This is a genomic window from Halorussus litoreus (genome assembly GCF_003382685.1).
Lineage (GTDB): Archaea > Halobacteriota > Halobacteria > Halobacteriales > Haladaptataceae > Halorussus > Halorussus litoreus.
Map to the genome: position 1 here is coordinate 141,608 of NZ_QLVG01000001.1, position 22,895 is coordinate 164,502.

At 66.7% G+C, this 22,895-nt stretch carries 23 protein-coding genes; 15 read left to right on the top strand and 8 right to left on the bottom strand.

The window, feature by feature from the left end:
• Window positions 1-6 precede the first annotated feature (6 nt).
• Window positions 7-813: an SDR family NAD(P)-dependent oxidoreductase gene (locus tag DPQ64_RS09500; protein WP_115864114.1), complete on the bottom strand. Its 807-nt coding sequence runs from the start codon at window positions 811-813 to the stop codon at window positions 7-9.
• Between the two features lie 232 nt (window positions 814-1,045).
• On the opposite strand from DPQ64_RS09500, the gene DPQ64_RS19545 reads away from it, so the two are divergent.
• The 10 genes from DPQ64_RS19545 to DPQ64_RS09545 all read left to right on the top strand — a co-directional run bounded on the left by DPQ64_RS19545 (window position 1,046) and on the right by DPQ64_RS09545 (window position 11,988).
• On the top strand, window positions 1,046-1,225 hold the full coding sequence (locus DPQ64_RS19545) for a hypothetical protein (RefSeq protein WP_232820535.1): 180 nt from the start codon (window positions 1,046-1,048) through the stop codon (window positions 1,223-1,225).
• Window positions 1,219-2,229, top strand: coding sequence for a YeiH family protein (locus DPQ64_RS09505; protein ID WP_232820536.1), 1,011 nt, complete (start codon window positions 1,219-1,221; stop codon window positions 2,227-2,229). Before DPQ64_RS19545 ends, DPQ64_RS09505 begins: the two co-directional genes overlap by 7 nt.
• A 115-nt stretch (window positions 2,230-2,344) precedes the next feature.
• Entirely contained in the window at window positions 2,345-3,763 is a 1,419-nt protein-coding gene (locus tag DPQ64_RS09510; protein WP_115864116.1) for an amidohydrolase, read from the top strand.
• Between the two features lie 248 nt (window positions 3,764-4,011).
• Window positions 4,012-5,721, top strand: coding sequence for an ABC transporter substrate-binding protein (locus DPQ64_RS09515; protein WP_115864117.1), 1,710 nt, complete (start codon window positions 4,012-4,014; stop codon window positions 5,719-5,721).
• A 15-nt stretch (window positions 5,722-5,736) separates the two neighbouring features.
• Window positions 5,737-6,741, top strand: coding sequence for an ABC transporter permease (locus tag DPQ64_RS09520; RefSeq protein WP_115864118.1), 1,005 nt, complete (start codon window positions 5,737-5,739; stop codon window positions 6,739-6,741).
• 3 nt (window positions 6,742-6,744) lie between these two features.
• Window positions 6,745-7,671, top strand: coding sequence for an ABC transporter permease (locus tag DPQ64_RS09525; RefSeq protein WP_115864119.1), 927 nt, complete (start codon window positions 6,745-6,747; stop codon window positions 7,669-7,671).
• Complete coding sequence (locus tag DPQ64_RS09530) at window positions 7,668-8,705, top strand: ABC transporter ATP-binding protein (RefSeq protein WP_115864120.1); 1,038 nt, start codon at window positions 7,668-7,670, stop codon at window positions 8,703-8,705. The genes DPQ64_RS09525 and DPQ64_RS09530 overlap by 4 nt, the downstream gene beginning before the upstream one ends.
• Window positions 8,698-9,729 (top strand): ABC transporter ATP-binding protein, encoded by a 1,032-nt coding sequence (locus DPQ64_RS09535; RefSeq protein WP_115864121.1) that lies wholly within the window; start codon window positions 8,698-8,700, stop codon window positions 9,727-9,729. Before DPQ64_RS09530 ends, DPQ64_RS09535 begins: the two co-directional genes overlap by 8 nt.
• A gap of 237 nt (window positions 9,730-9,966) precedes the next feature.
• Window positions 9,967-11,082, top strand: coding sequence for a GNAT family N-acetyltransferase (locus DPQ64_RS09540; protein WP_115864122.1), 1,116 nt, complete (start codon window positions 9,967-9,969; stop codon window positions 11,080-11,082).
• Window positions 11,083-11,268: 186 nt separating this feature from the next.
• Window positions 11,269-11,988: a hypothetical protein gene (locus DPQ64_RS09545; RefSeq protein ID WP_115864123.1), complete on the top strand. Its 720-nt coding sequence runs from the start codon at window positions 11,269-11,271 to the stop codon at window positions 11,986-11,988.
• A gap of 39 nt (window positions 11,989-12,027) precedes the next feature.
• Here DPQ64_RS09545 and DPQ64_RS09550 read toward each other — a convergent pair whose 3' ends face one another.
• From DPQ64_RS09550 to DPQ64_RS09575, 6 genes are all read right to left on the bottom strand, one after another.
• Window positions 12,028-12,429 carry a DUF5684 domain-containing protein gene (locus DPQ64_RS09550; RefSeq protein WP_115864124.1) on the bottom strand — a complete coding sequence of 134 codons (402 nt, stop codon included), beginning with the start codon at window positions 12,427-12,429 and terminating at the stop codon, window positions 12,028-12,030.
• Window positions 12,430-12,539: 110 nt separating this feature from the next.
• The gene (locus tag DPQ64_RS09555) at window positions 12,540-13,169 is read right to left on the bottom strand and encodes a hypothetical protein (RefSeq protein WP_198662075.1); all 630 of its coding nucleotides are present in this window, start codon (window positions 13,167-13,169) and stop codon (window positions 12,540-12,542) included.
• Window positions 13,170-13,334: 165 nt separating this feature from the next.
• A complete protein-coding gene (locus DPQ64_RS09560; RefSeq protein WP_157971656.1) occupies window positions 13,335-14,666 on the bottom strand; it encodes a M20 family metallopeptidase in 1,332 nt (443 codons plus the stop codon).
• Between the two features lie 113 nt (window positions 14,667-14,779).
• The gene (locus DPQ64_RS09565; RefSeq protein WP_115864126.1) at window positions 14,780-15,367 is read right to left on the bottom strand and encodes a DUF7504 family protein; all 588 of its coding nucleotides are present in this window, start codon (window positions 15,365-15,367) and stop codon (window positions 14,780-14,782) included.
• Window positions 15,368-15,369: 2 nt separating this feature from the next.
• Window positions 15,370-16,038 (bottom strand): DUF7344 domain-containing protein, encoded by a 669-nt coding sequence (locus tag DPQ64_RS09570; protein ID WP_115864127.1) that lies wholly within the window; start codon window positions 16,036-16,038, stop codon window positions 15,370-15,372.
• Window positions 16,039-16,188: 150 nt separating this feature from the next.
• A complete protein-coding gene (locus tag DPQ64_RS09575) occupies window positions 16,189-16,530 on the bottom strand; it encodes a lycopene cyclase domain-containing protein (RefSeq protein ID WP_115864128.1) in 342 nt (113 codons plus the stop codon).
• A gap of 153 nt (window positions 16,531-16,683) precedes the next feature.
• On the opposite strand from DPQ64_RS09575, the gene DPQ64_RS09580 reads away from it, so the two are divergent.
• From DPQ64_RS09580 to DPQ64_RS09590, 3 genes are all read left to right on the top strand, one after another.
• Window positions 16,684-17,826, top strand: coding sequence for a CBS domain-containing protein (locus tag DPQ64_RS09580; RefSeq protein WP_115864129.1), 1,143 nt, complete (start codon window positions 16,684-16,686; stop codon window positions 17,824-17,826).
• A gap of 253 nt (window positions 17,827-18,079) precedes the next feature.
• Window positions 18,080-18,286 carry a DUF4177 domain-containing protein gene (locus DPQ64_RS09585; RefSeq protein ID WP_115864130.1) on the top strand — a complete coding sequence of 69 codons (207 nt, stop codon included), beginning with the start codon at window positions 18,080-18,082 and terminating at the stop codon, window positions 18,284-18,286.
• Window positions 18,279-19,295 carry a hypothetical protein gene (locus DPQ64_RS09590; RefSeq protein WP_115864131.1) on the top strand — a complete coding sequence of 339 codons (1,017 nt, stop codon included), beginning with the start codon at window positions 18,279-18,281 and terminating at the stop codon, window positions 19,293-19,295. The genes DPQ64_RS09585 and DPQ64_RS09590 overlap by 8 nt, the downstream gene beginning before the upstream one ends.
• 269 nt (window positions 19,296-19,564) lie before the next feature.
• On the opposite strand, the gene DPQ64_RS09595 is transcribed toward DPQ64_RS09590, so the two are convergent.
• Window positions 19,565-20,566 (bottom strand): phosphate uptake regulator PhoU, encoded by a 1,002-nt coding sequence (locus DPQ64_RS09595; protein ID WP_115864132.1) that lies wholly within the window; start codon window positions 20,564-20,566, stop codon window positions 19,565-19,567.
• A 270-nt stretch (window positions 20,567-20,836) separates the two neighbouring features.
• Here DPQ64_RS09595 and DPQ64_RS09600 point away from each other — a divergent pair, with 270 nt between their 5' ends.
• Together DPQ64_RS09600 and pstC are read left to right on the top strand one after the other, a co-directional pair.
• Window positions 20,837-21,907: a PstS family phosphate ABC transporter substrate-binding protein gene (locus tag DPQ64_RS09600; protein WP_115864133.1), complete on the top strand. Its 1,071-nt coding sequence runs from the start codon at window positions 20,837-20,839 to the stop codon at window positions 21,905-21,907.
• The gene (gene pstC / locus DPQ64_RS09605) at window positions 21,904-22,857 is read left to right on the top strand and encodes a phosphate ABC transporter permease subunit PstC (protein WP_115864134.1); all 954 of its coding nucleotides are present in this window, start codon (window positions 21,904-21,906) and stop codon (window positions 22,855-22,857) included. The genes DPQ64_RS09600 and pstC overlap by 4 nt, the downstream gene beginning before the upstream one ends.
• Window positions 22,858-22,895: the final 38 nt, after the last annotated feature.

Here is a 22,895-nt window from a genome sequence, read left to right on the forward strand (position 1 = left end):
GACGAACTATTCGTCGCCCATTAGGAAGCGCTGGGTCGGGCCGAGCGCGGAGCCGCCGTCGGCGGTCACGACGCTCCCGGTCATGTACGCCGCGCCCTCGCCGCAGAGGAACTCCGCGACGCGCGCGACCTCGTCGGGATCGGCGTCGCGGCCGAACGGAATGAGGTCGCGCATCGTCTCGCGGCCCTCCTCGGTCCAGATTCCCTCGCCAGCTTCGCCCGCTTCTCCTGCACCGTCCTCTCCGGAATCGCCCTGCCCGATGTCGGTGTCGGTGAGGCCCGGGACGAAGGCGTTCACGTGGACGTGCGGGCTCAACTGCTTGGCGAGCCCCTTTGTGAGTCCGAGGATGCCCGCCTTCGAGGCGGAGTAGTGGACCCCGGCGCTGACGCTGCCGCGCTGGCCCGCGCCGCTGGAAACGTTGACGATGTAGCCGTGCTCGCGCTCGTACATCCGCGGGCCGACCGCGCGAGCGACGTTGTACTGGCCCTTGAGGTTCACGTCGAGCACGCGGTCCCACTCGTCGGGGTCGAGGTCGCCGATCCACGCGTAGTTCGAAACGGCGGCGTTGTTCACCGCGGCGTCGATGGTTCGGTCCGATTCGAGCTCTTCGACGCAGTCTGCGACCGCGTCGTGGTCGCTCACGTCGACGACCCGGCCGACGCCCCCGTCGAGCCCGTCGGCGACCTCGCGGACGGCCTCGTCGACGTCGAGACAGGCGACCGCGTCGTACTGGTCGCCGCGGGCGAGTCGCTCGGCGATGGCTCGACCGATCCCGTTGGCCGCACCGGTCACGAGTGCTGTGGATTCAGTCATCGGTACTGTCTGACGGCCGAGCGACAATGAAACTACGTATCCAAGCCAATAATCCCAAATAGTCGTTGATTCTCTATTTGAGACAGGAATATAGTAACGCTGCCACGTTCTTCCGACTCGCGAAAGCTATAAGTGTCGAATCCGCGTGCCATCTCAGTATCGAAGGCTGCTGGCCGACCGCACGGACGCGACCCCATCACGTCGGCCAGCGGCGGCGGGAGCCACGGACACGATGTCGGACACCGATCACACCACGGGACGGGAGGCGAGCGCGGACAGAAGCAGCGACTGGCGAGCCGTCGGCGGCGCGCTCGTCGAGCGATGGTCGTCGCTCGACGACGGGTGGAAGGCCGTCGCCCTCGGCTGTCTCGTGCTCGCGACGACCGCGGCGGGCGTCCGGATAGGTTGGTGACCGTGCCCGAAACGCTGGGCCGGCTCCTGCCGGGCGTCGGCCTGCTCGTGCTGGTCGGCCTCGTCGCCCGCTGGCTCGCGGGCGTCGTGGGGGTGAACCACCTCGTGGTCGCTATCGCGCTCGGCATCCTCGTGGCGAACACGGTCGGCGTGCCCGGCTGGGCCGAGTCGGGCCTCGACACGCAGACGCTCTGGCTCGAAACGGGAATCGTGCTGATGGGGAGCAAGCTATCGGTCGACGCGGTGCTGGAGTCGGGGCCGCGAATCGTCGGGCTGGTCGTCGCGACCATCCTGTTCACGGGACTGCTCGTCGAACTGTGTACGCGCTGGCTGTTCGGCATCGAGGAGAAACTGGGGTCGCTGCTCGCGGCGGGGTCGAGCATCTGTGGCGTCTCGGCCGTCATCGCGGTGTCGGGGAGCATCCGCGCCAAGGAAGACCAGATCGCCTACGCGGTCGCGACGGTCCTGCTGTTCGACGCCGTGACAGTGTTCGCGTACCCGCTCGTCGGCGGACTACTCGACCTCCCCGCGCAGGTGTACGGCGTCTGGGCCGGACTGAGCATGTACAGCACCGGGCCGGTCGTCGCCGCGGGGTTCGCCCACTCGGACGTCGCCGGCCAGTGGGCCACGGTCACGAAGATCACACGGAACCTGTTCATCGCAGTGGTCGCGCTGGGCTACTCGGTGCTGTACGCGCGACGGGGCGGCGACGACGCCGACGCCTCGCTGGGCTACCTCTGGTCGACGTTCCCCAAGTTCCTCGTCGGCTTCCTCGGCGTCGTCGTCCTCGCGAACGTCGGCGTCTTCTCGGAGCCTCAACTCGCCTCGCTGGAGAACGCCTACCAGTGGCTGTTCCTCGTCGCCTTCGCGGGACTCGGGCTGTCGATCACGACCGATGACCTGCGCGAGGCTGGCCCGCGACCGGTCGGCGTGATGGGCGCGGTCCTGCTGGTGGTCTCGACCGTCTCGCTGGCGGTCGTCAGCCTCCTGTTCGCGACGGCGTGACGACGCCCGGCTGATGTTTGGATCTTTAACTGCTTCTGGGAGATAGCCGTCGATTCGAGGAGGAAAATACCGCTTCTCCCCGAAACTATTTGCCCCTACCGGCGCGTGTGCGGGCATGGACAAAGCCGAACTGCTGGACTCGGTAGCGGCGGACGCCGACCGGCTCGAATCGCTGTCGCGGACGCTCTGGGAGACGCCCGAAATCGCGCTCGAAGAGACCGAGTCCGTGGCGCTGCTGATCTCCGTGCTCGAAGACGAGGGGTTCGAGGTCGAACAGGGCGTCGGCGGGATGCCCACGGCGTTCGTGGCCGAGTACGGCAGCGGCTCGCCGAAAGTCGGCATCCTCGGGGAGTACGACGCGCTGCCGGGGCTCTCCCAGAAAGTCTCGGCCGAGCGCGAGCCAATCGAGGAGGGCGGCCCCGGCCACGGCTGCGGCCACAACCTGTTCGCCGTGGGGAGCCTCGGCGGCGCACTCGCCGTCAAGCGCGCCATCGCGGACGGGAGCCTCGACGGAACGGTCCGGTTCTACGGCTGTCCGGCCGAGGAGACGCTGGTCGGCAAGGTGTTCATGGCGCGAGCAGGCGTCTTCGACGACCTCGACGCGGCGTTCACGTGGCATCCGAGCCAGTCGAGCTACCCGTTCATGGCCCGAACGCTCGCGATGAACTCTGTCAAGTACGAGTTCGAGGGCGAGTCCGCCCACGCCGCGAACTCTCCCGAATCCGGCCGGAGCGCGCTCGACGGCGTCCAGTTGATGAACACCGGGGCCGAGTACATGCGCGAGCACATCTCGGACGAGGCCCGCGTCCACTACTCCATCGAGGACGGCGGCGAAGCACCGAACGTCGTCCCGCCCGAGGCGACGGTGTGGTACTACGTCCGCGCGCCGGACCGCGAGGAGGTCGAGCGTATCAACGACTGGCTCGACGACATCGCCGAGGCCGCGGCGACGATGAGCCAGACGTCCGTCGAGCGCGAGTTCGTCACCGGCTGCTACGACTACCTGCCCAATTACCGGCTGTCGGACGTCGTCCACCGGAACATGCAGGAGATCGGTGCCGTCCCGTTCACCGATGAAGACCGGGCGTTCGCGGCCGACCTCAAGGAGACGCTGCCCGAGGAGACCATCCGGTCCCAGATGTCGGACGTGCCCGAAGACAGGCAGGAGGAGATCCTCGATCACGCGCTGCACACCGAACCCGAGGAGTCGTTCGACGAGGGCGAGGTCCACGCGGGCTCGACCGAGGTCGGCGACGTGAGCTGGATCACGCCGCTCGCGCAGTTCTGGGCCGCGGCGTGGCCCGTCGGGACGCCCTCGCACACCTGGCAGGCCGTGGCCGCGAACGGCGACTTCGGGGCCAAGACGGCAATCTACGCCGCGAAGGTGCTGGCCGCGAGCGCGTACGACGTGCTCGACGACCCGACCGTCCTCGACGAGGCCCGCGAGGAGTTCGAGGCGGAGACCGGCGGTCGGGCGTACGAGACGCCGCTCCCCGAGGGAACAGAACCGCCCGTCGACGCGGACATCCGATAAGATTCGGCGTTTTCGGTGTCCGTGCCGACAGCAGTGGCGGGCCAGGAGGCTGTGTACCGGTTGCACGGCTCACTCGCACGCCCCACCGGTTGCAAGTCCCACTCGTGCGGCCTACCGGTTGGAGGATAAACATTTCATAGGCATAGTCCGACTTTACATTATGAATTTAAGGGTATAGCCGTGTCTTATATTGAATTGGTAATGAATTTGCGGAACATTTATACCGAGAGATTGAGAGAACCTTTAGCATGGACCGCGACCGCAGAAAATTGTTAGCAGGCGTAGGTGTCGGGGCGGTCGGCGGGATCGCCGGCTGTACCGGCACGGACTCCCCCGACGACTCCGGGAACGCCACGACCACCGCGACCTCGAACTCGAGCAAGAAGAAGACGCCCGACTCGGACCGTGTCGTCACCGGCTCCGAGCTCGAGGAGTACGAGACGGTGTCGTTCACCATGCAGAGCTACACGAAGAGCCTCCTCCCACAGCGCTACGAGTGGACCCACCTGTTCCACGACCAGTTGGTCAACAAGCTCGGCGTCGAAGCCGAGGTCCAAATCGGGCAGGTGGGCCAGATCTTCGACAACTGGGTGAACGTCGACTACGACGTGAACATGGCCGGTTGGTCCGGGAAGCCGAGCCGGATCGACCCCAACACGTTCCTGAGCGCGTTCCACACCGACGGCGGGCTGTACACTCCCAACTACAGCAACCCCGAGTACGACGAACTCGTCGAGAAGTCCCAGCGCGAGACCGACCGGGAGGCCCGCAAGGAACTCGTCATGGAGGCCCAGCAGATCCTCGCCGAGGACGTGCCGGTCGTCTTCCTCTTCGCGGACGACGCGCTGGCGGCGACCAACACCGCCAACTGGTCGAACTACACGAGCCAGATCGGCGACCAGAACTACGTCCACGTGTGGAACCTGATGAGCATGGAGCCCCAGGGCGACCTGCCGGCCATCAAGGCGGGCACCCTGTTCCCGGCGACGCTCAACCCGATGGCTCCCACCAAGAGCGCCGACCTGATGGGGCTGAAGATGGTGTACGACCGGCTCGTCCGGCTCGGCCCCGACGGCCAGCCCCAGCCGTGGGCGGCCACCGAGTGGACGGCCCCCGAGCCAGACACCTTCGACGTCACGCTCCGCGACGACATGACGTGGCACGACGGCGAGGACGTCACGCCCGAGGACGTGACGTTCACCATCGAGTTCCTCCAGGAGTGGGGCGTCCCCTACATGAAGTCGTTCTACGACCCCATCGAGTCGGTCGAGGTCGTCGACGATAACGTCGTGCGGTTCAACCTCGAGAGCGCGTCGGCGTCGTTCACCGGCGTCAACCTCGCGCTGCTGTTCATCCTGCCCAAGCACGTCTGGGACGGGCTTCCCGAGGACGAAGGACTCGAACACCCCAAGAACTACAACGACACCCAGTACGTCGGGAGCGGTCCGTTCACGGTCAACACGTTCGAGGAGTCGAACCGCGTCGTGTTCGACGTGTACGACGACCACTGGGCGGACTTCAACGTCGACTCGTTCATCTGGAAGAAGTACGGCGGGAAGACCCAGGCGCTCGCGACGGTCGAGAAGGGCGACGCGTCGTGGGTCGTCAACATCCAGCCCGGCCAGTTCGAGCGCGCCAAGCAGAACCAGGGCGTCGAGGCCAACGGCGTCAGCCAGCACGGCTGGAAGGCCATCTACATGAACAACGCTCGTCGACCGTTCGACGACAAGATGTTCCGGAAAGCGGTCGCCCACGCCACCGACAAGGAGCGGGTCATCAAGCTCGTGTACGGCGGGCGAGCCGACAGCATCGAGGGGCCGATCCCTCCCGCCAACGACTTCTGGCACAACCCCGACCTGCCGAGCTACGACGGCGGCGAGGAGAAGGCGCGGAGGATGCTGTTCGAGGCCGGCTACCGCTGGAACGAGGACGGCACCCTGCTGATGCCCAAGGAGTAACTCCGTCCTCCACAGATGAACGTTCAACGTCTCAAGTACCTCCTGAAGCGGCTGGGACTGTCGCTCGTCTCGCTGTGGCTAGTGGCGACCATCCTGTTTCTCATCTTCCGCCTGCTGCCGGGCGACCCGACCACGTCGGTCATCGCGCCCCAGATGTCCCAGCAGGCCCGACAGGAACTCGCCGCCCAGTACGGCCTGACCCAGCCGCTCCACGTCCAGTACGTCTACTACCTCAAGAACATCGTGACGATGAACCTCGGGAACTCGTTCCAGTACAGTTCCCCGGTGACCGAGATCATCTCCGGCCGGCTCGTGAACACGCTCGTGTTGATGGTGACCTCGGTCACGCTCGCGTACGTGCTCGGTGTCGTCGTCGGCGCGTTCCTCGCGTGGAAGCGCGACACGCGCATCGACGTCTTCGGGGTCGGCATCGTCCTCGTCATGTACGCCGCGCCCGTCTTCTGGACGGGGATGCTCGGCCTGATGGTGTTCTCGTTCCGGTTCGGCTGGGTGCCCAGCGGCGGCATCCACTCGGTCACGTTCGTCGCGGACGGGTTCTGGGACAACTACATCTCGACGGACTTCCTGCACCACCTCGTGCTGCCGGTCACGGTCACCACGCTGTACTTCCTGAGCGTGCCCGCGCTCACGATGCGCAACAACCTGCTCGACGTGCTGCGGGAAGACTTCATCGAGATGATGCGGGCGGCCGGGCTCTCGGAGTACTCCATCCTCTACCGGCACGCCGCGCGAAACGCCCTGCTGCCGGTGTTGCACTACGCCGCGGTGTCGCTCGGGTTCGCCATCGGCGGCTCGGTCATCATCGAGAAGGTGTTCTCGTGGCCCGGCCTCGGTCGGCTCATCTGGCAGGCGACGCTGGCCCAGGACTACCCGCTGGCCCAGTTCTCGTTCCTGATGTTGGCCACCATCGTGATCGGGCTCAACTTCCTCGCGGACGTGCTGTCCGCGTACGTCGACCCCCGGGTGGCGGTCGAGCAAGCGAACACGGGGGGCGAGTGAACGATGAAGGCGATACTCAGTACCATCCAGCTCTCGAAGGCACAGAAGATAGCGCTCAAGCGGTACAGAAGTAGCGCCCGCGAAGTTCTTCGGGTGTTCCTGAACGACAGGCCCGCGATGCTCGCGGCGCTGGTGCTGGCGTTCTTCGGCCTGCTCGCCATCTTCGCGCCGGTCGTCGCGCCGTACGACCCGAGCCGGGAGTTCTTCGCGGGGGGCCAGCCGGTGGCGCTCCAGCCGCCGTCGATAGCCCACCCGTTCGGCACCACGACCCTCGCGCGGGACGTGTTCAGCCAGTGGATCTACGGCAGTCGCATCTCGCTGCTGGTGGGCGTCCTCTCGGGCCTCTCGGTGATGGTCATCGGGACCACCGTCGGCATCGTCGCGGGCTACTACAAGGGGACGACCGATCTCGTATTGATGCGGATCGTCGACACCCTCTACGGCATCCCCGCGACCCCGTTCATCCTCATCCTGGTCCTGTTCTTCGGGGCCTCGGTGTGGAACGTCATCCTCGCGATGGTGCTCATCCTGTGGCGCACGATGGCTCGGGTCATCCGGTCGGAGACGCTCTCGCTGGCCGAGCGGCCGTTCATCAAGTCCGCGAGAGCGGCGGGTGCTAGCGACAAACGGATCATGTTCATCCACATCCTGCCAAACCTTCTCCCGCTCATCATGGTCGAGACCACCATCGTGGTGGCGTTCTCCATCGCGCTCGAAGCCGGCATCTCGTTCCTCGGTCTCGGCGCGACCGCGGTCACAAGCTGGGGCGCGATGCTCGAATTGACCTTCTCCAGCGGCGCGATTCGCTCGGCGTGGTGGTGGGTCATCCCGCCGGGACTAAGCATCACGCTGCTGGTGCTGTCGTTCTTCTACATCTCGCGGATCGTCGAGGAGATCTCGAATCCCGAGAGTGGGAGGTTCAAGCTATGAATCTGCTCGAAACGCGAAACCTGTCCGTGGAGTACGGCACCGACGAGGGACCGCTTCGCGCCGTCGACGGCGTCGACCTGTCCGTCGAGTCGGGCGAGATACTGGGCGTCGTCGGCGAGAGCGGCTGCGGGAAGACGACCCTGATGAAGGCCATCCTCAACCTGCTGCCCGAGAACGGCGACGTGGTCGAGGGCGACATCCAGTTCGACGGGCGGAGCCTCATCGACATTCCCGAGTCCGAACTCCGGCCCATCCGCTGGGAGGACCTGTCGTACATCATCCAGAACGCGATGACGACGCTCGACCCGGTGTACCGCATCGGGAGCCAGTTCGTCGAGATCATCCGGACTCACCGGGACGTCTCGAAGTCCGAGGCGCGCTCGATGGCCGGGGAGATGCTCGAAGACGTGGGCATCGACCGGAGCCGACTCAGCGACTACCCCCACGAACTGTCGGGCGGCCAGCGCCAGCGCGTCGTCATCGCGCTCGCGCTCGTGCTCGACCCGAAACTGGTCATCGCCGACGAGCCGACCACCGGGCTGGACGTGGTGACCCAGGAGGAGATACTCAAGCTCATCAAGCGCATCCAGAAGTCGTTCGACAGCGCGGTCGTGCTCATCACCCACGACATCAGCGTCGTTGCCGAGATCGCCGACCGGGTCGCCGTGATGTACGGCGGCGAACTCGTGGAGGTCGGCCCGACCAGCGACGTGTTCCACCGGAGCGCCCATCCGTACACGATGGGGCTGATGAACGCGTTCCCGTCCATCGAGGAGAGCGCGGACGAACTCGTCAGCATCCCCGGATCGCCGCCGAACCTCGTCGACCCGCCGACCGGCTGTCGGTTCACCGAGCGGTGCCCGTTCGCGACCGAGGAGTGCTACGAGGAGCCTCCGGAAGAGACCGTCGGCGAGCGCCACCGCTCGCGGTGTCACTACACGGCACAGGCCCCGGAGTTCCGCGAGCGCAGCGAACGCGCGGAGACGTGGACCGCCGACGAATCGGTTCGACCGGAGGGGGTTTACAATGAGTAGCGACCCCCTGTTCGAGATCCGGGGGCTCCAGAAGTGGTACCGTTCGAACGACGGCGGCCTGTTCGACTTCCTCCGGGACGAGCAGTTCCTGAAGGCCGTCGACGACATCTCGTTCGACATCGAGCAGGGCGAGATCCTGGGCGTGGCCGGCCAGTCCGGCTGCGGGAAGTCGACGCTCGGCGAACTGCTAGTGCTGTTGCGCGAGGCGACCGGCGGCGAGATCCGGTTCAGAGACGAGAACATCGTCGACTACGACGCCGCCGAGCGGAAGGCGTTCCGCCGGGACTGCCAGATCATCTTCCAGAACCCCTACGAGTCGCTCAATCCGCGGTTCACGGTGTCCCAGACCGTCGTGGAGCCGCTCACCATCCACGACATCGGCGACTCCGAGGAGCGGTCGGCCCGCGCGATGCGGGCGCTCGAAGACGCCGGGCTCACGCCGGCCGACCAGTATCTCGACAAGTTCCCGACCGAACTTTCCGGCGGGGAACGCCAGCGGGTCAGCATCGCGCGAGCGCTCGTCACCGACCCGGAGTTCATCGTGGCCGACGAGCCAGTGTCGATGCTGGACGTCAGCATCCGCACGGAGATACTCCACCTCTTCGAGAAGCTGCAGGCCGAGCGGGACTTTACGATGCTGTACATCTCCCACGACCTCTCGACCATCAACTACCTCGCCGACAGGACGCTCATCATGTATCTGGGTGCCATCGCGGAACTCGGCGACACCCAGTCGGTCATCCAGAACCCCTCGCACCCGTACACGGAGGCGCTGCTGAACTCGGTGCCGGTGCCGGACCCGGACGCGGGCCGCGTCGGCGCGGAGAACACGGGCAGCGACATCAGCGGCGACGTGCCCGACCCGGTCGACCTGCCGACCGGCTGTCGGTTCCACCCGCGATGCAAGTACGCGACCGAGGAGTGTCGCGAGCGCGAACCGGAACTCGCGGCGGTCGATCCCGGTCGGGAGGCCGCCTGCTTCCATCCAGTGGTAGAGCGCGTCGACGAGGCCGCACAGGAGTAGGCGTCGAGTTCCCCGACGAACTCCCTCCTCCGGCACGCGTAGGACGCTACTATACGACTTCAGCCGACGGCTGACTCCGCAAAAAAGTCTGAACGGTAGCTATCTTTAGTCACGGTGGAGGCCGTCAGCCCACGCATGCGAATTCTCCGCCATTCACCGAACTCGAAGTCCGCGAAGAGCACACCGGCGCGTCGGCAATCTCCCACCGATTCGGTCCGACGCGAGCGGTGATTCCCGATGGCCGACTATCGGGTCCGACCGTTCCGGAGCGGGGACCGCGAGGAGTTCCTCGACCTGCACGGGCGGGTGTTCGACCGCGGCGGGTCGTCCGACTGGTTCGACTGGAAGTACGCCGAGAACCCCTACGCCGACGACGTGCCCGTCGTGGTCGCGACGCTGGACGGGAATCTGGTCGGTGCCAGACCGTTCTTCCCGCTCGAAGTCCGGGCGGGCGACCGTACCGCCGTGGCGCTCCAGCCAGCCGACGCGATGGTTCACCCCGACCACCGTCGACAGGGACTGTTCGCGGAGATGACTCGGTTCGGACTGGACCGGTACGCGACTCGCGCGCCCGAGTTCGGCACCCGCGACCCCGAGTTCTGCTTCAACTTTCCGAACGCGGCGACGCTGTCGGGCAACCGCGAACTCGGCTGGCGCGTCGTCGGCCCCGCGCCGACGTACTACCGCATCAACGACCCGGTGGGCGCGCTCGGCGGCCCCGCACCGCTGTCGACGCTCGGCCGCGCGGCCCCCACGGCGATCGAACAGGTCACGAAGGCCCGCGACAGGCTGGCCGGGCGGTCGCGGCCGACGCCCGACCAGTCGACGGTGACGCGCCACGACGGGATCCCCGTCGACGACCTGCTGGCGGCCGCCCGGCGCGAAGTGCCGACGCGACTCCACGCCAGCCGCGACCGGACGTTCTACGAGTGGCGGTTCGCCAACCCGGACTGGGAGTACGCGAGCTACGTCGCCCGGCACGGCGACCGCCCCGTCGCCGCGGTCGTGACGGGAACCCAGGAGAGCGGCGGCGTCACCGTCACCACGCTGTGTGACGTGGTCCCGCTTCGGGGGCGCGCCCGATTGGGTCCGCTCTCGTCGCTGCTCTCGCGGATCACCGACGAGTTCGCGGACTCGGACCTGCTCGCGGCGGGCGCGGGGACGATGCCCGCGGAGTTGGCGGCGCGACACGGCTTCCTGCGCGACGACGTGCCACCGCTGTCGGCCGTGAGCGACGTGACGACGATGGTCGTCCGACCGCTGTCCGAGGAGTCGGACTGGCGGTTCGGCGACCGGCCGCTGACCGAGCGCGATAGCTGGCGGCTCTCGCTGGCCGAGCACGACACGCGGTAGGGAGGGCGTGCGGTCGGCGGGTCGTGCGGTCGGTGGGATAACGATAGTTGGGACAAGCCGTCGCAGGGCCATGCGGTCGGCGGACCAGCCGTTCCGCCGACCGCACGGCCCGCGGGAAGCCGGACCGACCCACGTCTCCACCGGCGAGGCACAGCGGTTATGTCCCGTAGGTCCCTCGATACGACGATGACCGAACCGACGAACAGCGAGGTCGCTTCGGCCGAGGAGGCCGCCGAGCGACGCGACGAGGTGGTCGAGCAGGTCCGCGACCACGCGGGAGAGATGGCCCGAGAACTCGCACGCTTGCAGGGCGGCGACTACGGCAAGCGGAGCTTCGAGACCGACGAGGGCGAGTGGACGCTCAAGTACGAGGCCGGTGACCTCCAGTTCCTCCGGTTCGAGGGGCGGCGGGTCGACACCTACGTCGTCTCGACCCAGCACCCGCCCGACCCCGAAGAACTGGAGACCGCGCTAGCTGACTACGACGCGTTCGTCGCGGCGTTCAACCGGTACGTCGAGTCGCTCGACGGCGTGCTCGAAGACGTTGCGACCGACTTCCCGGCAGTCGCTTCGACGGAGTCGGTCGTGGCCGAGCGCGAGCGCGTCCTCGGCCGGGTGCGCAGGGTCGCCGACCGGATGGCGCGCGAGCTGGCGCGGTACGAGGGCGACGAGTACGGGAGCTTCGCAGCCCGGGTCGCGGGCTCGCGGTGGGAACTCAAGTGGGAGGACGGCAGCGCGTCGTACCTCCGGGTCGGCGGCGAGGGCGGCATCTACCTCCTGTCGCAGTACGCCCAGCCGTCGGCTCCCGACGTGCGCGCCCTCGCGGCGGACGTGCCCGCGTTCGTCGAAGCGTACAACGACCACGTCGAGGACCTCGACGCGAGCCTCGACACCGTCTCGCTGTGAGTGCGGTCGTCAAAAATAAGAGTTCGGACGGCGCGCGATTCAGAGCGACGAGTGGCTACCGACGCCGCCACCGCCGCCGCGACCGCCGCCACCGCCCGCGCCGCGGTACTGCGCGTCACTGAACCCGAGCAGCGGGAAGAAGACGAACGGCAGGATCCAGAGGCCGAGACCGTAGCCGATTCCCTTGCCGAACGCTCGCGCGAGGTCGATGTACATCTTGCCGAGCGCGTAGAGGTTGACCAGCGGGACCATCATCAGCAGGAGGTACCACCACGGGTTCCCGCCGATCTTCAACATCACGTAGAGGTTGTAGATGGGGATGAGCGACGCCCAGCCCGCGCGGTCGGCCTTCGTGAACACTTTCCACGTGCCCGCGATCACCGTGACGATGATCGCGAGGTAGACGACCAGCAGCATCGTGCCAGCAGCGTTTTGTGCCATGGTTGAGTGTGACAGCCGGATGTTACGACAGGACAGGATAAGTGTGTTGGAATCCGATTGTTCGGCCCGACTCGAATTACGCCGGCCGCTCGGCCGCGTCGACCGCCCGGTCAGGCCGGCCGCTCGGCCGCATCGGCCGTCCGACCGCGCCGGGCCGTCCAGTACCGGAGTCCCGCGAGGAACGCGCCGGCGAGGACGAGTCCGCCGACCGACTCGGGCCACGTGTGCGCCCCCGCGAGCGGTCGCGCGAGCACCATGCCGAGAGCGAGGACGACCAGCGGCGCGAACCGCCGGTCGGCCGCGAGGAGGTACCCCGCGGGCGCGACGGCGTACGCCACGTGGCTCGACACGTCCCAGAACGGCGTGACTGCGGTGTGGACGACGGTGAGCGCGACCAGCAGTCCAGCGTACGCTGGCAGGTGGCGACCCCAGTCGCGCGCCCACCACGCCCCGCCGACGAGGAGCATGCCGGCGCCGAGGCCGAGGCTCCCGGTGAAGTCCTCGCCCCACGACGGCACCGGGTCGAACAGCAGCACGGTCGACTCGTAGATGGCGAACGCGACCGCCCACGCGGCGACGACGACCAGCAGGCGAGCGGCGATCCCGGTCGCCGCGCGGCGAGAGCCGGTCGGCCGATCATCGACGCGCCACTCGAAAGCCAGCAGCGCGAGCGTGCAGACGAGCACGAAGTACTCCGGCGCGAGCAGGTCGGAGTACAGTTGCGCGAGTTCGGTCGCCATACTCCGAACCAGCTTGCCTTCTCAAGATAATTGTTTTGATTGTAGAGGGGCTTTCGTCGGAGAAGCGCGACCAATTACGAGTACCGACCGCCGGATCGATCTATCGCCTGGTGGACTGAAAGCCCGCTGTTAGTCGCATCTTCCCGACGCTCCAGATTCATTCAGCTACGAGTCCGACAGCACGCCCTCCACGGCTTCCTTCAACATATCCAGTCCGAGCGCGGCGTCGTCGAGGTCCACGGATTCGTCGACGGTGTGGGCCTGCGCGAGTTCGCCCGGGCCCCAGATGATAGCGGGCGTCCCCGCGGCCACGAACTCCCGGGCGTCGGTCGCGGCCTCCAGCCCCCACGGTTCGGCAGGCGCATTCGCTCGCGCCACCGAGAGGTCCCGAAACCGCTCCGCGAGCGGATGATCCGCGTCGATTCCGGCGGCCGCGTAGTACTGGACCAGCGACAGGTCGGTCTCGACGCCGCCGTTCGACTCGCTTCGCGTCTCCTGCTCCACGTTCGCGAGCAACGCCTCGACCTCTGCCTCCACGTCCTCGTACTCCTCGTCGGGCAGGACGCGCCGGTCGAGCAAGAACTCGGCGCGCTCCGGGATGACCCCCATGTTCGAGTCGGTCCCGGCCTCGAACTCCGTGACGGTCGCGTACGCCTGCCCGACGAGCGGGTCCGCGCGCTCGCGCAGGGTCGCGTCGTAGTCGTCGACGGCGTCGAACACCGGCCGGGCGGCGTCGATTGCGTTGGTTCCCTGATCGGGGCGACTCGCGTGGGAGGCCGACCCCGCGACGCCGATTCGGTAGGTCGCCACCCCTTTCGCGCTCGTTCCGACGCGGAAGTCGGTCGGTTCCAGCACGACCGCGAGATCCCCGCCGTACCCCTCCTCGATGAAGGTCTGGGTACCAGCGTGGCCCGTCTCCTCGCCCATCGCGGCGTGGAAGACCAGCGAGCCGTCCAGGTCGCCCGACTCGAACGCGGGCGCGAGGTCACGCAGGGTCAGCATGCCGAGCGCGAGGTTGGTCTTCATGTCGGCGCTCCCCCGGCCGTACAGCCGGCCGTCTTCGATGGTGCCCGCGAAGGGGTCGTGGCTCCACTGGTCGCGGTCGCCCGCGGGGACCACGTCGAGGTGGCCGTTCAGGACGAGGGTCGTGGCGGCCGGGTTGGTTGCGTCAGGAGCGCGGCCGTCTGCTGGCGAGCGCGCCGACTCCGCGACCGCGGAGTCGGCGCGCTCGCCGGCAGGAGTGGCGGCGCGCTCGCCAGTTGGATCGTCGCCGACCCACGCCACCGCCTGCGCTCGATCCGGATCTGGCTTCTCCACGAGGCGGGCGTCGATGCCGCGCTCGGCGAACCACTCGACGACGAACTCAGCGCACGCCCGTTCGTTTCCCGGCGGATTCTCTGTCGGGATGGACACGAGGGCGGCCGCGAGGTCGGCGATTTCGGACCGATTCGGTCGCCCGCTACTGGCCGAGGAGTCGTCCGGATTCGGGGTGGTCATCGTGAGTACGGTCGTGCTTGAACCCCCGGTGCGATAGTACCCTCGGTGGTCCGAGCGATAGTGTTCGGAGAAACAGGTGGTCGGGTGCATCTGCACTGCCCCGGCTTCGCCCGCTATTCGCTCCGTTCTGCGTCACACAGCCCTCGCAACTGCTCGTACGTTCCCTCGGGGACCGCGCCGCCGTTCACGCAGTAGACGCCGTGGACCTCCCTCGCGCGCACTCGGTTCGTGACCGTCTGGAAGAACCGACACACTCGCGAGTCGTCGGCGTACATCAGCAGGACGCCGAGCGCGTCCACGAGCACCCAGCCGGTCCCGGACTCGACGTGTTCGAGCGCGTCGGAGAACCGCATTCCGAGGCCGGTCAGGTCGTTCGGACTCACGGGGTCGGTCGTCCAGAGGTCGCCGTCGTAATCGCGGGCGGCGGGGACCACCGGGACCACCCCGACGCGGGACGGGTCGTGATTCGCGCGCTCGAGGTGGCGCTGGAGCTTGCTCGGGTGGTCGCGCGCGGTGACCACGAGGAGGTTGTCGAACGCTCGCTCTGGCAGGACGGCCAGCGGGTCCGCGCTCGCCTCGGTTCGGACCAGCGTCTGCGTTCCGGCGGGGGCGAACGCGTCGGGCGCTGTGGCCGTCGCGGTCGCGACATCATCGCGGGATTCGGGGGACTCGCTCGCCTCGGTTTCGGCCAACTTCTCCATGGTCAGGGTTCGGCTACCTCCGGCGGCGTCTCGCCGGCGGTGTTCGAGAGACGGGCGTGGTACGTGTGCGCGACCGCGACCGCGGCGAACGCGGCGACTACGACCGTCGCCAGCAGCACGTCCGCCATCGCGGAGAACGGCGGGAGCCCGAGCCACGCGCCGCTGAGCAGGCCGAAGCCCGCCACCGCGGTGCCGAGGTACCAGTTGTACCACGACACGTCGCGTCCGGTCTCGAGGTCGAGATACACGTCGAGCTGGTCGGCGGCATCCGAGAGTTCGACGATGCCCCGGTTCTGGTTGTAGTCGACGATGTCGGCGTCGTCGAGTTTCGGCAGGTGCGACTGGTAGAGCGCGGTGTACACCCGCTTTCGCTCGGCCGCGGAGATCGCCTCGACCTCGATGTCGTTCTCCCACGCCGCTACCTGCTCGGCGAGTTCGGACAACTGCACCGTATCCTCCGCGCGCCTGAGATAGTGGAGGGCGTACCGACGGCGTCTGTTCTTCAGCACGTCGAAGACGAGATCGCGGGAGAGCCGCTCTTCCTCGGACTCCTCCTCGTCGGAGTCCACGATGTCGGGGACCTGCGAGTCCGCGACGGTCGAGTTCTCTCGGTCCGGAGTTCCCTCCGGCTCCGTGCTTCCTGTACCGGATGAGTCACCAATGGTGCTCATTACTTTGCCACCCCTTGCTCGTAACCCAGCATGGATAGAACATATAGCCCGGATTAGCCTTTGTTATTCACCATTTACCTCTCGGAAACCATTGCTTACGAACCGTTGCACGCCAGCCCCACACCGACGCAGTCCTGCGGTAATCGATCCTTACTGCCAATTTTCGGCGTTCGACTCGCCGTCGCGCTCGCTCCACGCGCGGAGAGTCTCGTGGAGGCCGATGACCAGCGCGGGAACGACCACCATGAAGATGTGTTCCTCGATGGGAATGCCGAGAAGGTCGACCCCGGTCCGGAGTTCGATGGCGAACACGCCGATATGCAGGGTGTACCAGTCCCATAGGTACGCGATAGGGTAGAGCGCGACGATGGTTCGCCCGGCTTGACCGACCGCATCGACCCGATAAAGCAACCAGAGCGCGACCGACCCCCACACGATCTCGGTCGCGAGGTACGTGTACTCGCCGAAAGCCGCCCCGATGTCCGGTATCACTCGCGGGCGTTCGCCGGCCAGCCTCAAGTAACTCCGGGGCGGAACGAATTATCGCGGAGTGAAATGGGGTCGCCGCGGAGCGAAACGGGCCATTCCCGGCAGTCGGGAACGCGGCCAACTTTCATTATCGGGCCATGCGTATGTCGAGACGAGATGGACATCGCTGACATCGCAACGTCGGAGTACATCGAGTTAGAAGCCGAGTCGAAGGTCGGAAAGGCCCGTTCGGTGTTCGAGGAGGACAACCCCAAGGGGATCATCGTGACCCGAGCGGGCGAGTACGTGGGCGTCATCACCCAGAAGCAACTGCTTCGCTCGCACATCGAGGACCACACCAAGATCGACACGCTCACCAAACCGGCACCGCGAGTCGAGCGCACCGACGACGTGCGGGACGTCGCCCGCGCGCTCGTGGAGGGCGGCACGAAGGTCGCGCCCGTCTTCGAGTCCGGGTCGCTGTGGGGCGTCGTGAACCAGGACCTCATCCTCGAAGCGGTGCTCGAACACCTCGACACGCTCACCGTCGCGGACATCTACACCGAGAACGTCGTCTCCATCTCCGAGGAGGCCACGCTCGGGCAGGCCATCAACCGCCTGCGCGAACACGGCGTCTCGCGGCTCCCGGTCGTCGACGACGACGGCCTGCTGGCCGGCGTGGTGACGACCCACGACGTGGTTGAGTTCGCCACCCGGAGCGTCGAGAAGACCACCCGGGGCGACCGCTCGGGCGAGGGCGACCGGCTGCTCGACCTGCCGGTCTCGGACGTGATGTCCAGCCCCGCGAAGACGACCGCGACCGACGAGTCCGTCCGCGACGCGGTCGAGCGCATGCTCGACAGCGACTTCTCGGGCCTCGTCGTCACGCCCTCGGACGACGACCGCGTGGTCGAGGGCGTCGTCACCAAGACCGACGTGCTCCGCGCGCTGACGTACACCGAGGAGGACGTGATGGACGTTCAGATCACCAACGTGGAACTGCTCGACACCCTCAGCAGGGACAGCGTCCGAACGGGCATCGAGAGCATCGCCGACAAGTACGGGAAGATGCAGGTCCGCCACGCTCACGTCCGGTTCCACGAGCACAAGGAGAAGCTCCGCGGGACGCCGCTGATCCAGGCCAAGATCCGACTCCGGACCAACCGCGGACAGGTGGCCGGGTCGGGCGAGGGCTACGGGGCCGAACAGGCGTTCAACGTCGCGCGCGACAAACTGGAGCGCAACGTGCTCGAACTCAAGGGCGTCGAGAGCGACCGCGAGTACGAGGGTCAGCTCCTGCGCAAGCTCGGCGAACTCTGAGCTACGGCCGGAGCTGCACGCCGTTCGGCGCTGGTGCCGACGATTCCCACCCATCCATCCGATTTTTCGATCAGGTCACCGTCCCGCTGGCGGTCGGCTTGTGTCTCACCCACCGGAACCGGTTCCTGTCGCTCAGCTAGTCAGTACGGGGCAGTCATTCAGGTACGCGGTCCAGAAGTCGTCGTGAAAGTCGAGGGTTGTTTTCCGTGTCGAGGACCGACGTATACGGGGTTCCAGCACGTAGCAGTCCGGTATGTCCGAGCCAGACCCCGTCCGCTGGGAGTACGAGACGCTCCGGCCGCCGCGCAACGAGACCAAGAAGGAGGCCACGGACCCGAAGGCGGAGTTGAACGAACTCGGCGCGGCGGGCTGGGAACTCGTGAGCACCGTCGAGTACGAGGGAGGCGGCACCAAGTATCTCGTCTTCAAGCGACCGGCGTCGGCGAGCGATCATGACTGACGAGGCCGACGGGACGACCGCCGACACGATGCGCGAGCGCGCCGACGAGAGCCGCGTGAAGCTCTGGCTGCTATTAGGTGCGAATCGGCTGCTCCTCGCCGCCGTCCTGACCGTGTCGCTGTTCGTCTCGTTCGTGGTCGGAGTCGCCGTGCTCTCGCCGCCGTTTGCCCAGCAAGTCGCGTCGGGCGACGTGATCGAGACGCTGTTCTCGACGATGATCACCGTCATCGTGACCGGCACGACGCTGGTCGTCACCATCGGCCAGCTCGTCCTCACGCAGGAGAACGGTCCCCTCGGCGACCAGCGCAAGCGGATGAGCAATACGATGGACGTTCGGGACTTCACGGAGGAGCTGATCGGTTCGCCGAGTCCCGCGGAGCCGGCCGAGTTCCTGTCGGAGATCCTCGGCGTCACGGCCGAGCGGGCCCAGAATCTCCGCGAGGAGGTCGACGACTCGCGCGACGACGCGCTCCGCGAGGAGGTCGACGCGTTCGTCGAGAGCGTGGTGGGGAACGCCGAGACCGTGCGCGAACAGCTCGACGGCGCGCAGTTCGGCTCGTTCGACGTGGTGTTCGCCGCGCTCGACTTCAATTACAGCTGGAAGATTTTCCGGGTCGAACAGCTCGCGAACGACTACGAGGACAGCGTCACCGAGCGCGAGACCGAACTGCTCGGCGACCTGAAGACGGCGCTGTCGCTGTTCGGCCCGGCGCGCGAGCACGTCAAGACGCTGTACTTCCAGTGGGCGCTCGTCGACCTCTCCCAGCTCATCCTCTACGTGGCGGTCCCGGCGCTGGCGGTCTCCGGCATCATGGTCGGCGTGGTCGACGCGGGGACGTTCCCGGGTGCCACGCTCGGCGTGGCCGACATCGTGCTCGTGACCGGCGGCGCGTTCGCGGTGACGCTGCTCCCGTTCATGCTGTTCGTCTCGTACGTCCTCCGCATCCTCACCGTGGCGAAGCGGACGCTCGCCATCGGACCGCTCATCCTGCGGGATTCTCAGCGGTAGGTTTCGGCGCGTTCGGTCGACTTCAGCTCTGACTTCGCTCACGTCATCGTGTTCCGCCCTATTTCGCCCAAGTCATCGAGTTCCGCCCTACTTCGCTCACGTCATCGTAACTCGTTCGCGCATGCGGCCGCTCGTCCGAACGAGCGGCTGCACGCGCGAACAGAAATAATGATACGCCGGCTCGCAGAGCAGTTACCAAAGTCGGCTTCGCGAACCGAGGTCAGAAATAGACTTCGCGAGCCAGTCGGAGACGTCCGGTCGGGAGACGCTCAGCTCTCGGGCCGGGGCGCGGCCTTCTGAAGCGCGGTCTCGGCGACGTTGCCGCCGTAGTCGGCGGTCCGGGACAGCGAGTCCACGACGAGACCGAGTAGCTGGGCCTGCTGAGCGTCGAGGTCGCGGATCCGGTCGTCGACGGTCCGGGTGTGCTGGTCGATCTCCCGGACGCGCTCGCGGGCGTCGTTGGCGAGTTCGACGGCCTGATCGGTGTCGTCCAACAGCAGGGCGTCCATCGCGGTGTCGACGATGCCCTCGGCGTCGTCGTGGAGCGTCGAGAGAGCCTCGCTGACTTCGGGCGGGATCTCGCCGAGCTGGAGCGCGTGCTGGGCCATCTTGGCCGCGTGGTCGGCGATGCGTTCGAGCTGGCGTGCGCTGGAGTGGTAGTCGAAGCAGATCTCCCGCGGGATGCCCAGTTCCTCGGCGGCCTTCGGCGTCCGGAGCGTCGCGCGGAAGATTCGCGACACCATGAACCAGAGCCGGTCGACGTCGTCGTCGCGCTCGATGACGTCCTCCGCGAGCGAGTCGTCGTTCTCGCACACCGCGGTCACGGCGTCTTCGAGCATGCTGAGCGCGATGAGTCGCATCCGGGTGACCGCGTTGTACACCGAGAGTTCCGAGGAGTCGAGCAGGTCCTGGATGACGACCCGGTCGCCGGTCTCCTCGATGACCTCCAGTCCGACGAGGCTCTGGGTCGCCGACCGGATGGCCTGTCGCTGCTCGGCGTCGATGCGGGCCGATTCGAGCACGATGACGTCGAAGCCGCTGACGTACATGGTCATCACCGTGCGCGTGAGACTCTCGCCGTACAGGTCGGTGATGTCGATGACGCCTTCGGACTTGTCGTCGGACTCCCGGGGCGAGACCACCAGCGACCCCTCCTGCGGGTAGAACGCCAGTTCGTCCCCGGCCGACACGTCGTTGTCGGTCGCCCAGTCCTTCGGTATCGAGACAGTGAACGTCGACCCGCCAGTTACCTGGACCTTTCGCGTCTCCATATCCGTACCTTCTCCGGTATGGGTATAAATCCACCTGTATCTATATACGGTGCTCTATTTCAGGACTGCGAGCTGGTAGATCGAGGAAAAAACCGTTTCGACCCCGTTTCGGAGGGCATAGACAAAGCACTTCAGACGGCTGTTACGACCTGGTTACGGCATTTCGCGGAACTCGCGTCAGAATCCAACCCCATGACAGAGTGGGGCAACCTACTGCTATATAGAAATCATAGTAGGGTATTTACCCGGGATAGGACCATCCATTACGTGATGGACGGAACCAAGCGTCCGGGCGCTCGGGGGCGTCGGGAGTTTCTCGTCGCGGCCGCCGGGGTCGGCGCGTCGGCGGTCGCCGGCTGCATCGGACGCAGCTACGAGGGCGCTCGGGCGGGAACAGACGAGAGCGACCTGACCGGCAACGTCACGATAACCGGGAGCAGCACGGTGTACCCGGTCACGGTCGCCGTGGCCGAGGAGTTCCAGCAGCGATATGCCGGCGTCGACGTGACGGTCGACTCCACCGGCACCGGCGGCGGCTTCAAGAACCACTTCTGTCCCGGCAACTCCGACGTGAACGGCGCGTCCCGACCGATCACCGACGGCGAGCGCGAGAACTGCGCGAGCAACGGGGTCGAGCCGGTCGAGTTCGAGGTGGCCGGCGACGCGCTCACGGTCGCGGTCAACGAGGCAGCCGACTGGGTCGACTGCGTGACGTTCGACGAACTGGCCCAGATCTGGGGGCCGGACGGGGCCGAGCAGTGGAGCGACGTGCGCGACGACTGGCCCGACGAGCCGTTCGAACTATACGGGCCAGCCTCCACGTCGGGCACGTTCGACTGGTTCACCGAGAACGTCGTCGGCGAGGCCAGTTCCCACCGCAGCGACTACGAGGCTACCGAGGACGACAACATCATCGTCCAGGGCGTCGAGGGCTCCCCGTACGCGATGGGGTACATGGGATACGCCCACTTCGAGGAGAACCGCGACCGGCTCAAGGGCCTCGAAGTCGCCGTGGAAGACCGTGACAACTGCACGCCGCCGAGCCTCGACAACGCGAGGAGCGGCGACTACCCGATGGCCCGGCCGCTGTTCGTCTACCCCGACGCCGCGTCGGTCCGTGAGAACGAGCAGGTCGCGGAGTTCATGCGCTTCTACGTCGAGAACTCCGCGACCGACCTCGTCAAGGAGATCGGCTACGTTCCTGCGAGCGAGGAACTCCGCGAGGAGAACCTGGACAAGCTACGGAACATTCTCGACGGGACGACGAGCACGGAAACGAGGACTGCCACTGAGGGAACGAACACCACCGAAACGAACACCACGGAGACCACGACACCATGAGCGACGCTTCGGCCGACGACCGACGAGCGGAGCGCGAGGACCGTGACCGACCGGCGTTCGCCGGACAGAACCGCGTCCGGTCGGTCAAAGAGCGAGCCATCGAGTGGCTGCTGTTCGGCTGCGCGGCGCTGTCGGTGGTCGTCACGCTGGCCATCATCGCCACGTTACTGTTCGACGCTATCGACTTCTTCACCCGCGTGTCGCCGGTGGCGTTCTTCACGGGAACGAACTGGAGTCCGAAGATCGATCAGACGTACGGCGTCCTCCCGCTGCTGACGAACACGCTTGCGGTGACCGCGCTGTCGGCGCTGGTCGCGGTGCCCGTCGGGACCGCCTCGGCGGCCTACCTCAGCGAGTACGCCAGCGACCGCGTGCGGTCGATACTCAAGCCCGCGCTCGAAGTGCTCGCGGGCATCCCGACGGTCGTCTACGGCTTCTTCGCGCTGGTCTACCTCACGCCCGCGCTCCGCGCGGTCGGCCTGCCGGTGAGCACGTTCAATCTCCTCAGCGCCTCCATCATGGTCGGCGTGATGATCATCCCGATGGTGTCGAGCCTGAGCGAGGACGCGATGAGCGCGGTGCCGGACTCGCTCCGACAGGGAGCGTACGGCCTCGGCGCGACGAAGTTCGAGGTGACGACGGGCGTGGTCATCCCCGCCGCCGTCTCTGGCATCTTCTCGTCGTTCATCCTCGCGCTGTCGCGAGCCATCGGCGAGACGATGATCGTCGTGGTCGCGGGCGGGATGAGCCCGAAGCTGATCCCGAGCCTGTTCGAGTCGTCCCAGCCGATGACCGCGGCGATGGTCCAGCTCGCGTCCAGCGACCTCGCGGGCGACGGCGCGGCGTATCAGGCGCTGTTCGCCATCGGGCTGACGCTGTTCGTCATCACGTTCTCGATGAACGTAGTGAGTAACGTGGTAGCCGCACGCTACCGGGAGGAGTACCGATGAGAGCCCATTTCCGAAGCGATACGATGGAGGTGACCCGA

Excerpts from the sequence above, each read along its gene's own strand:
- DPQ64_RS09500 (WP_115864114.1), bottom strand. The coding sequence starts at position 813 with ATGACTGAATCCACAGCACTCGTGACCGGTGCGGCCAACGGGATCGGT.
- DPQ64_RS19545 (WP_232820535.1), top strand. The coding sequence starts at position 1,046 with ATGTCGGACACCGATCACACCACGGGACGGGAGGCGAGCGCGGACAGA.
- DPQ64_RS09510 (WP_115864116.1), top strand. The coding sequence starts at position 2,345 with ATGGACAAAGCCGAACTGCTGGACTCGGTAGCGGCGGACGCCGACCGG.
- DPQ64_RS09515 (WP_115864117.1), top strand. The coding sequence starts at position 4,012 with ATGGACCGCGACCGCAGAAAATTGTTAGCAGGCGTAGGTGTCGGGGCG.
- DPQ64_RS09520 (WP_115864118.1), top strand. The coding sequence starts at position 5,737 with ATGAACGTTCAACGTCTCAAGTACCTCCTGAAGCGGCTGGGACTGTCG.
- DPQ64_RS09525 (WP_115864119.1), top strand. The coding sequence starts at position 6,745 with ATGAAGGCGATACTCAGTACCATCCAGCTCTCGAAGGCACAGAAGATA.
- DPQ64_RS09530 (WP_115864120.1), top strand. The coding sequence starts at position 7,668 with ATGAATCTGCTCGAAACGCGAAACCTGTCCGTGGAGTACGGCACCGAC.
- DPQ64_RS09535 (WP_115864121.1), top strand. The coding sequence starts at position 8,698 with ATGAGTAGCGACCCCCTGTTCGAGATCCGGGGGCTCCAGAAGTGGTAC.
- DPQ64_RS09540 (WP_115864122.1), top strand. The coding sequence starts at position 9,967 with ATGGCCGACTATCGGGTCCGACCGTTCCGGAGCGGGGACCGCGAGGAG.
- DPQ64_RS09545 (WP_115864123.1), top strand. The coding sequence starts at position 11,269 with ATGACCGAACCGACGAACAGCGAGGTCGCTTCGGCCGAGGAGGCCGCC.
- DPQ64_RS09550 (WP_115864124.1), bottom strand. The coding sequence starts at position 12,429 with ATGGCACAAAACGCTGCTGGCACGATGCTGCTGGTCGTCTACCTCGCG.
- DPQ64_RS09555 (WP_198662075.1), bottom strand. The coding sequence starts at position 13,169 with ATGGCGACCGAACTCGCGCAACTGTACTCCGACCTGCTCGCGCCGGAG.
- DPQ64_RS09560 (WP_157971656.1), bottom strand. The coding sequence starts at position 14,666 with ATGACCACCCCGAATCCGGACGACTCCTCGGCCAGTAGCGGGCGACCG.
- DPQ64_RS09565 (WP_115864126.1), bottom strand. The coding sequence starts at position 15,367 with ATGGAGAAGTTGGCCGAAACCGAGGCGAGCGAGTCCCCCGAATCCCGC.
- DPQ64_RS09570 (WP_115864127.1), bottom strand. The coding sequence starts at position 16,038 with ATGAGCACCATTGGTGACTCATCCGGTACAGGAAGCACGGAGCCGGAG.
- DPQ64_RS09580 (WP_115864129.1), top strand. The coding sequence starts at position 16,684 with ATGGACATCGCTGACATCGCAACGTCGGAGTACATCGAGTTAGAAGCC.
- DPQ64_RS09585 (WP_115864130.1), top strand. The coding sequence starts at position 18,080 with ATGTCCGAGCCAGACCCCGTCCGCTGGGAGTACGAGACGCTCCGGCCG.
- DPQ64_RS09590 (WP_115864131.1), top strand. The coding sequence starts at position 18,279 with ATGACTGACGAGGCCGACGGGACGACCGCCGACACGATGCGCGAGCGC.
- DPQ64_RS09595 (WP_115864132.1), bottom strand. The coding sequence starts at position 20,566 with ATGGAGACGCGAAAGGTCCAGGTAACTGGCGGGTCGACGTTCACTGTC.
- DPQ64_RS09600 (WP_115864133.1), top strand. The coding sequence starts at position 20,837 with ATGGACGGAACCAAGCGTCCGGGCGCTCGGGGGCGTCGGGAGTTTCTC.
- pstC (WP_115864134.1), top strand. The coding sequence starts at position 21,904 with ATGAGCGACGCTTCGGCCGACGACCGACGAGCGGAGCGCGAGGACCGT.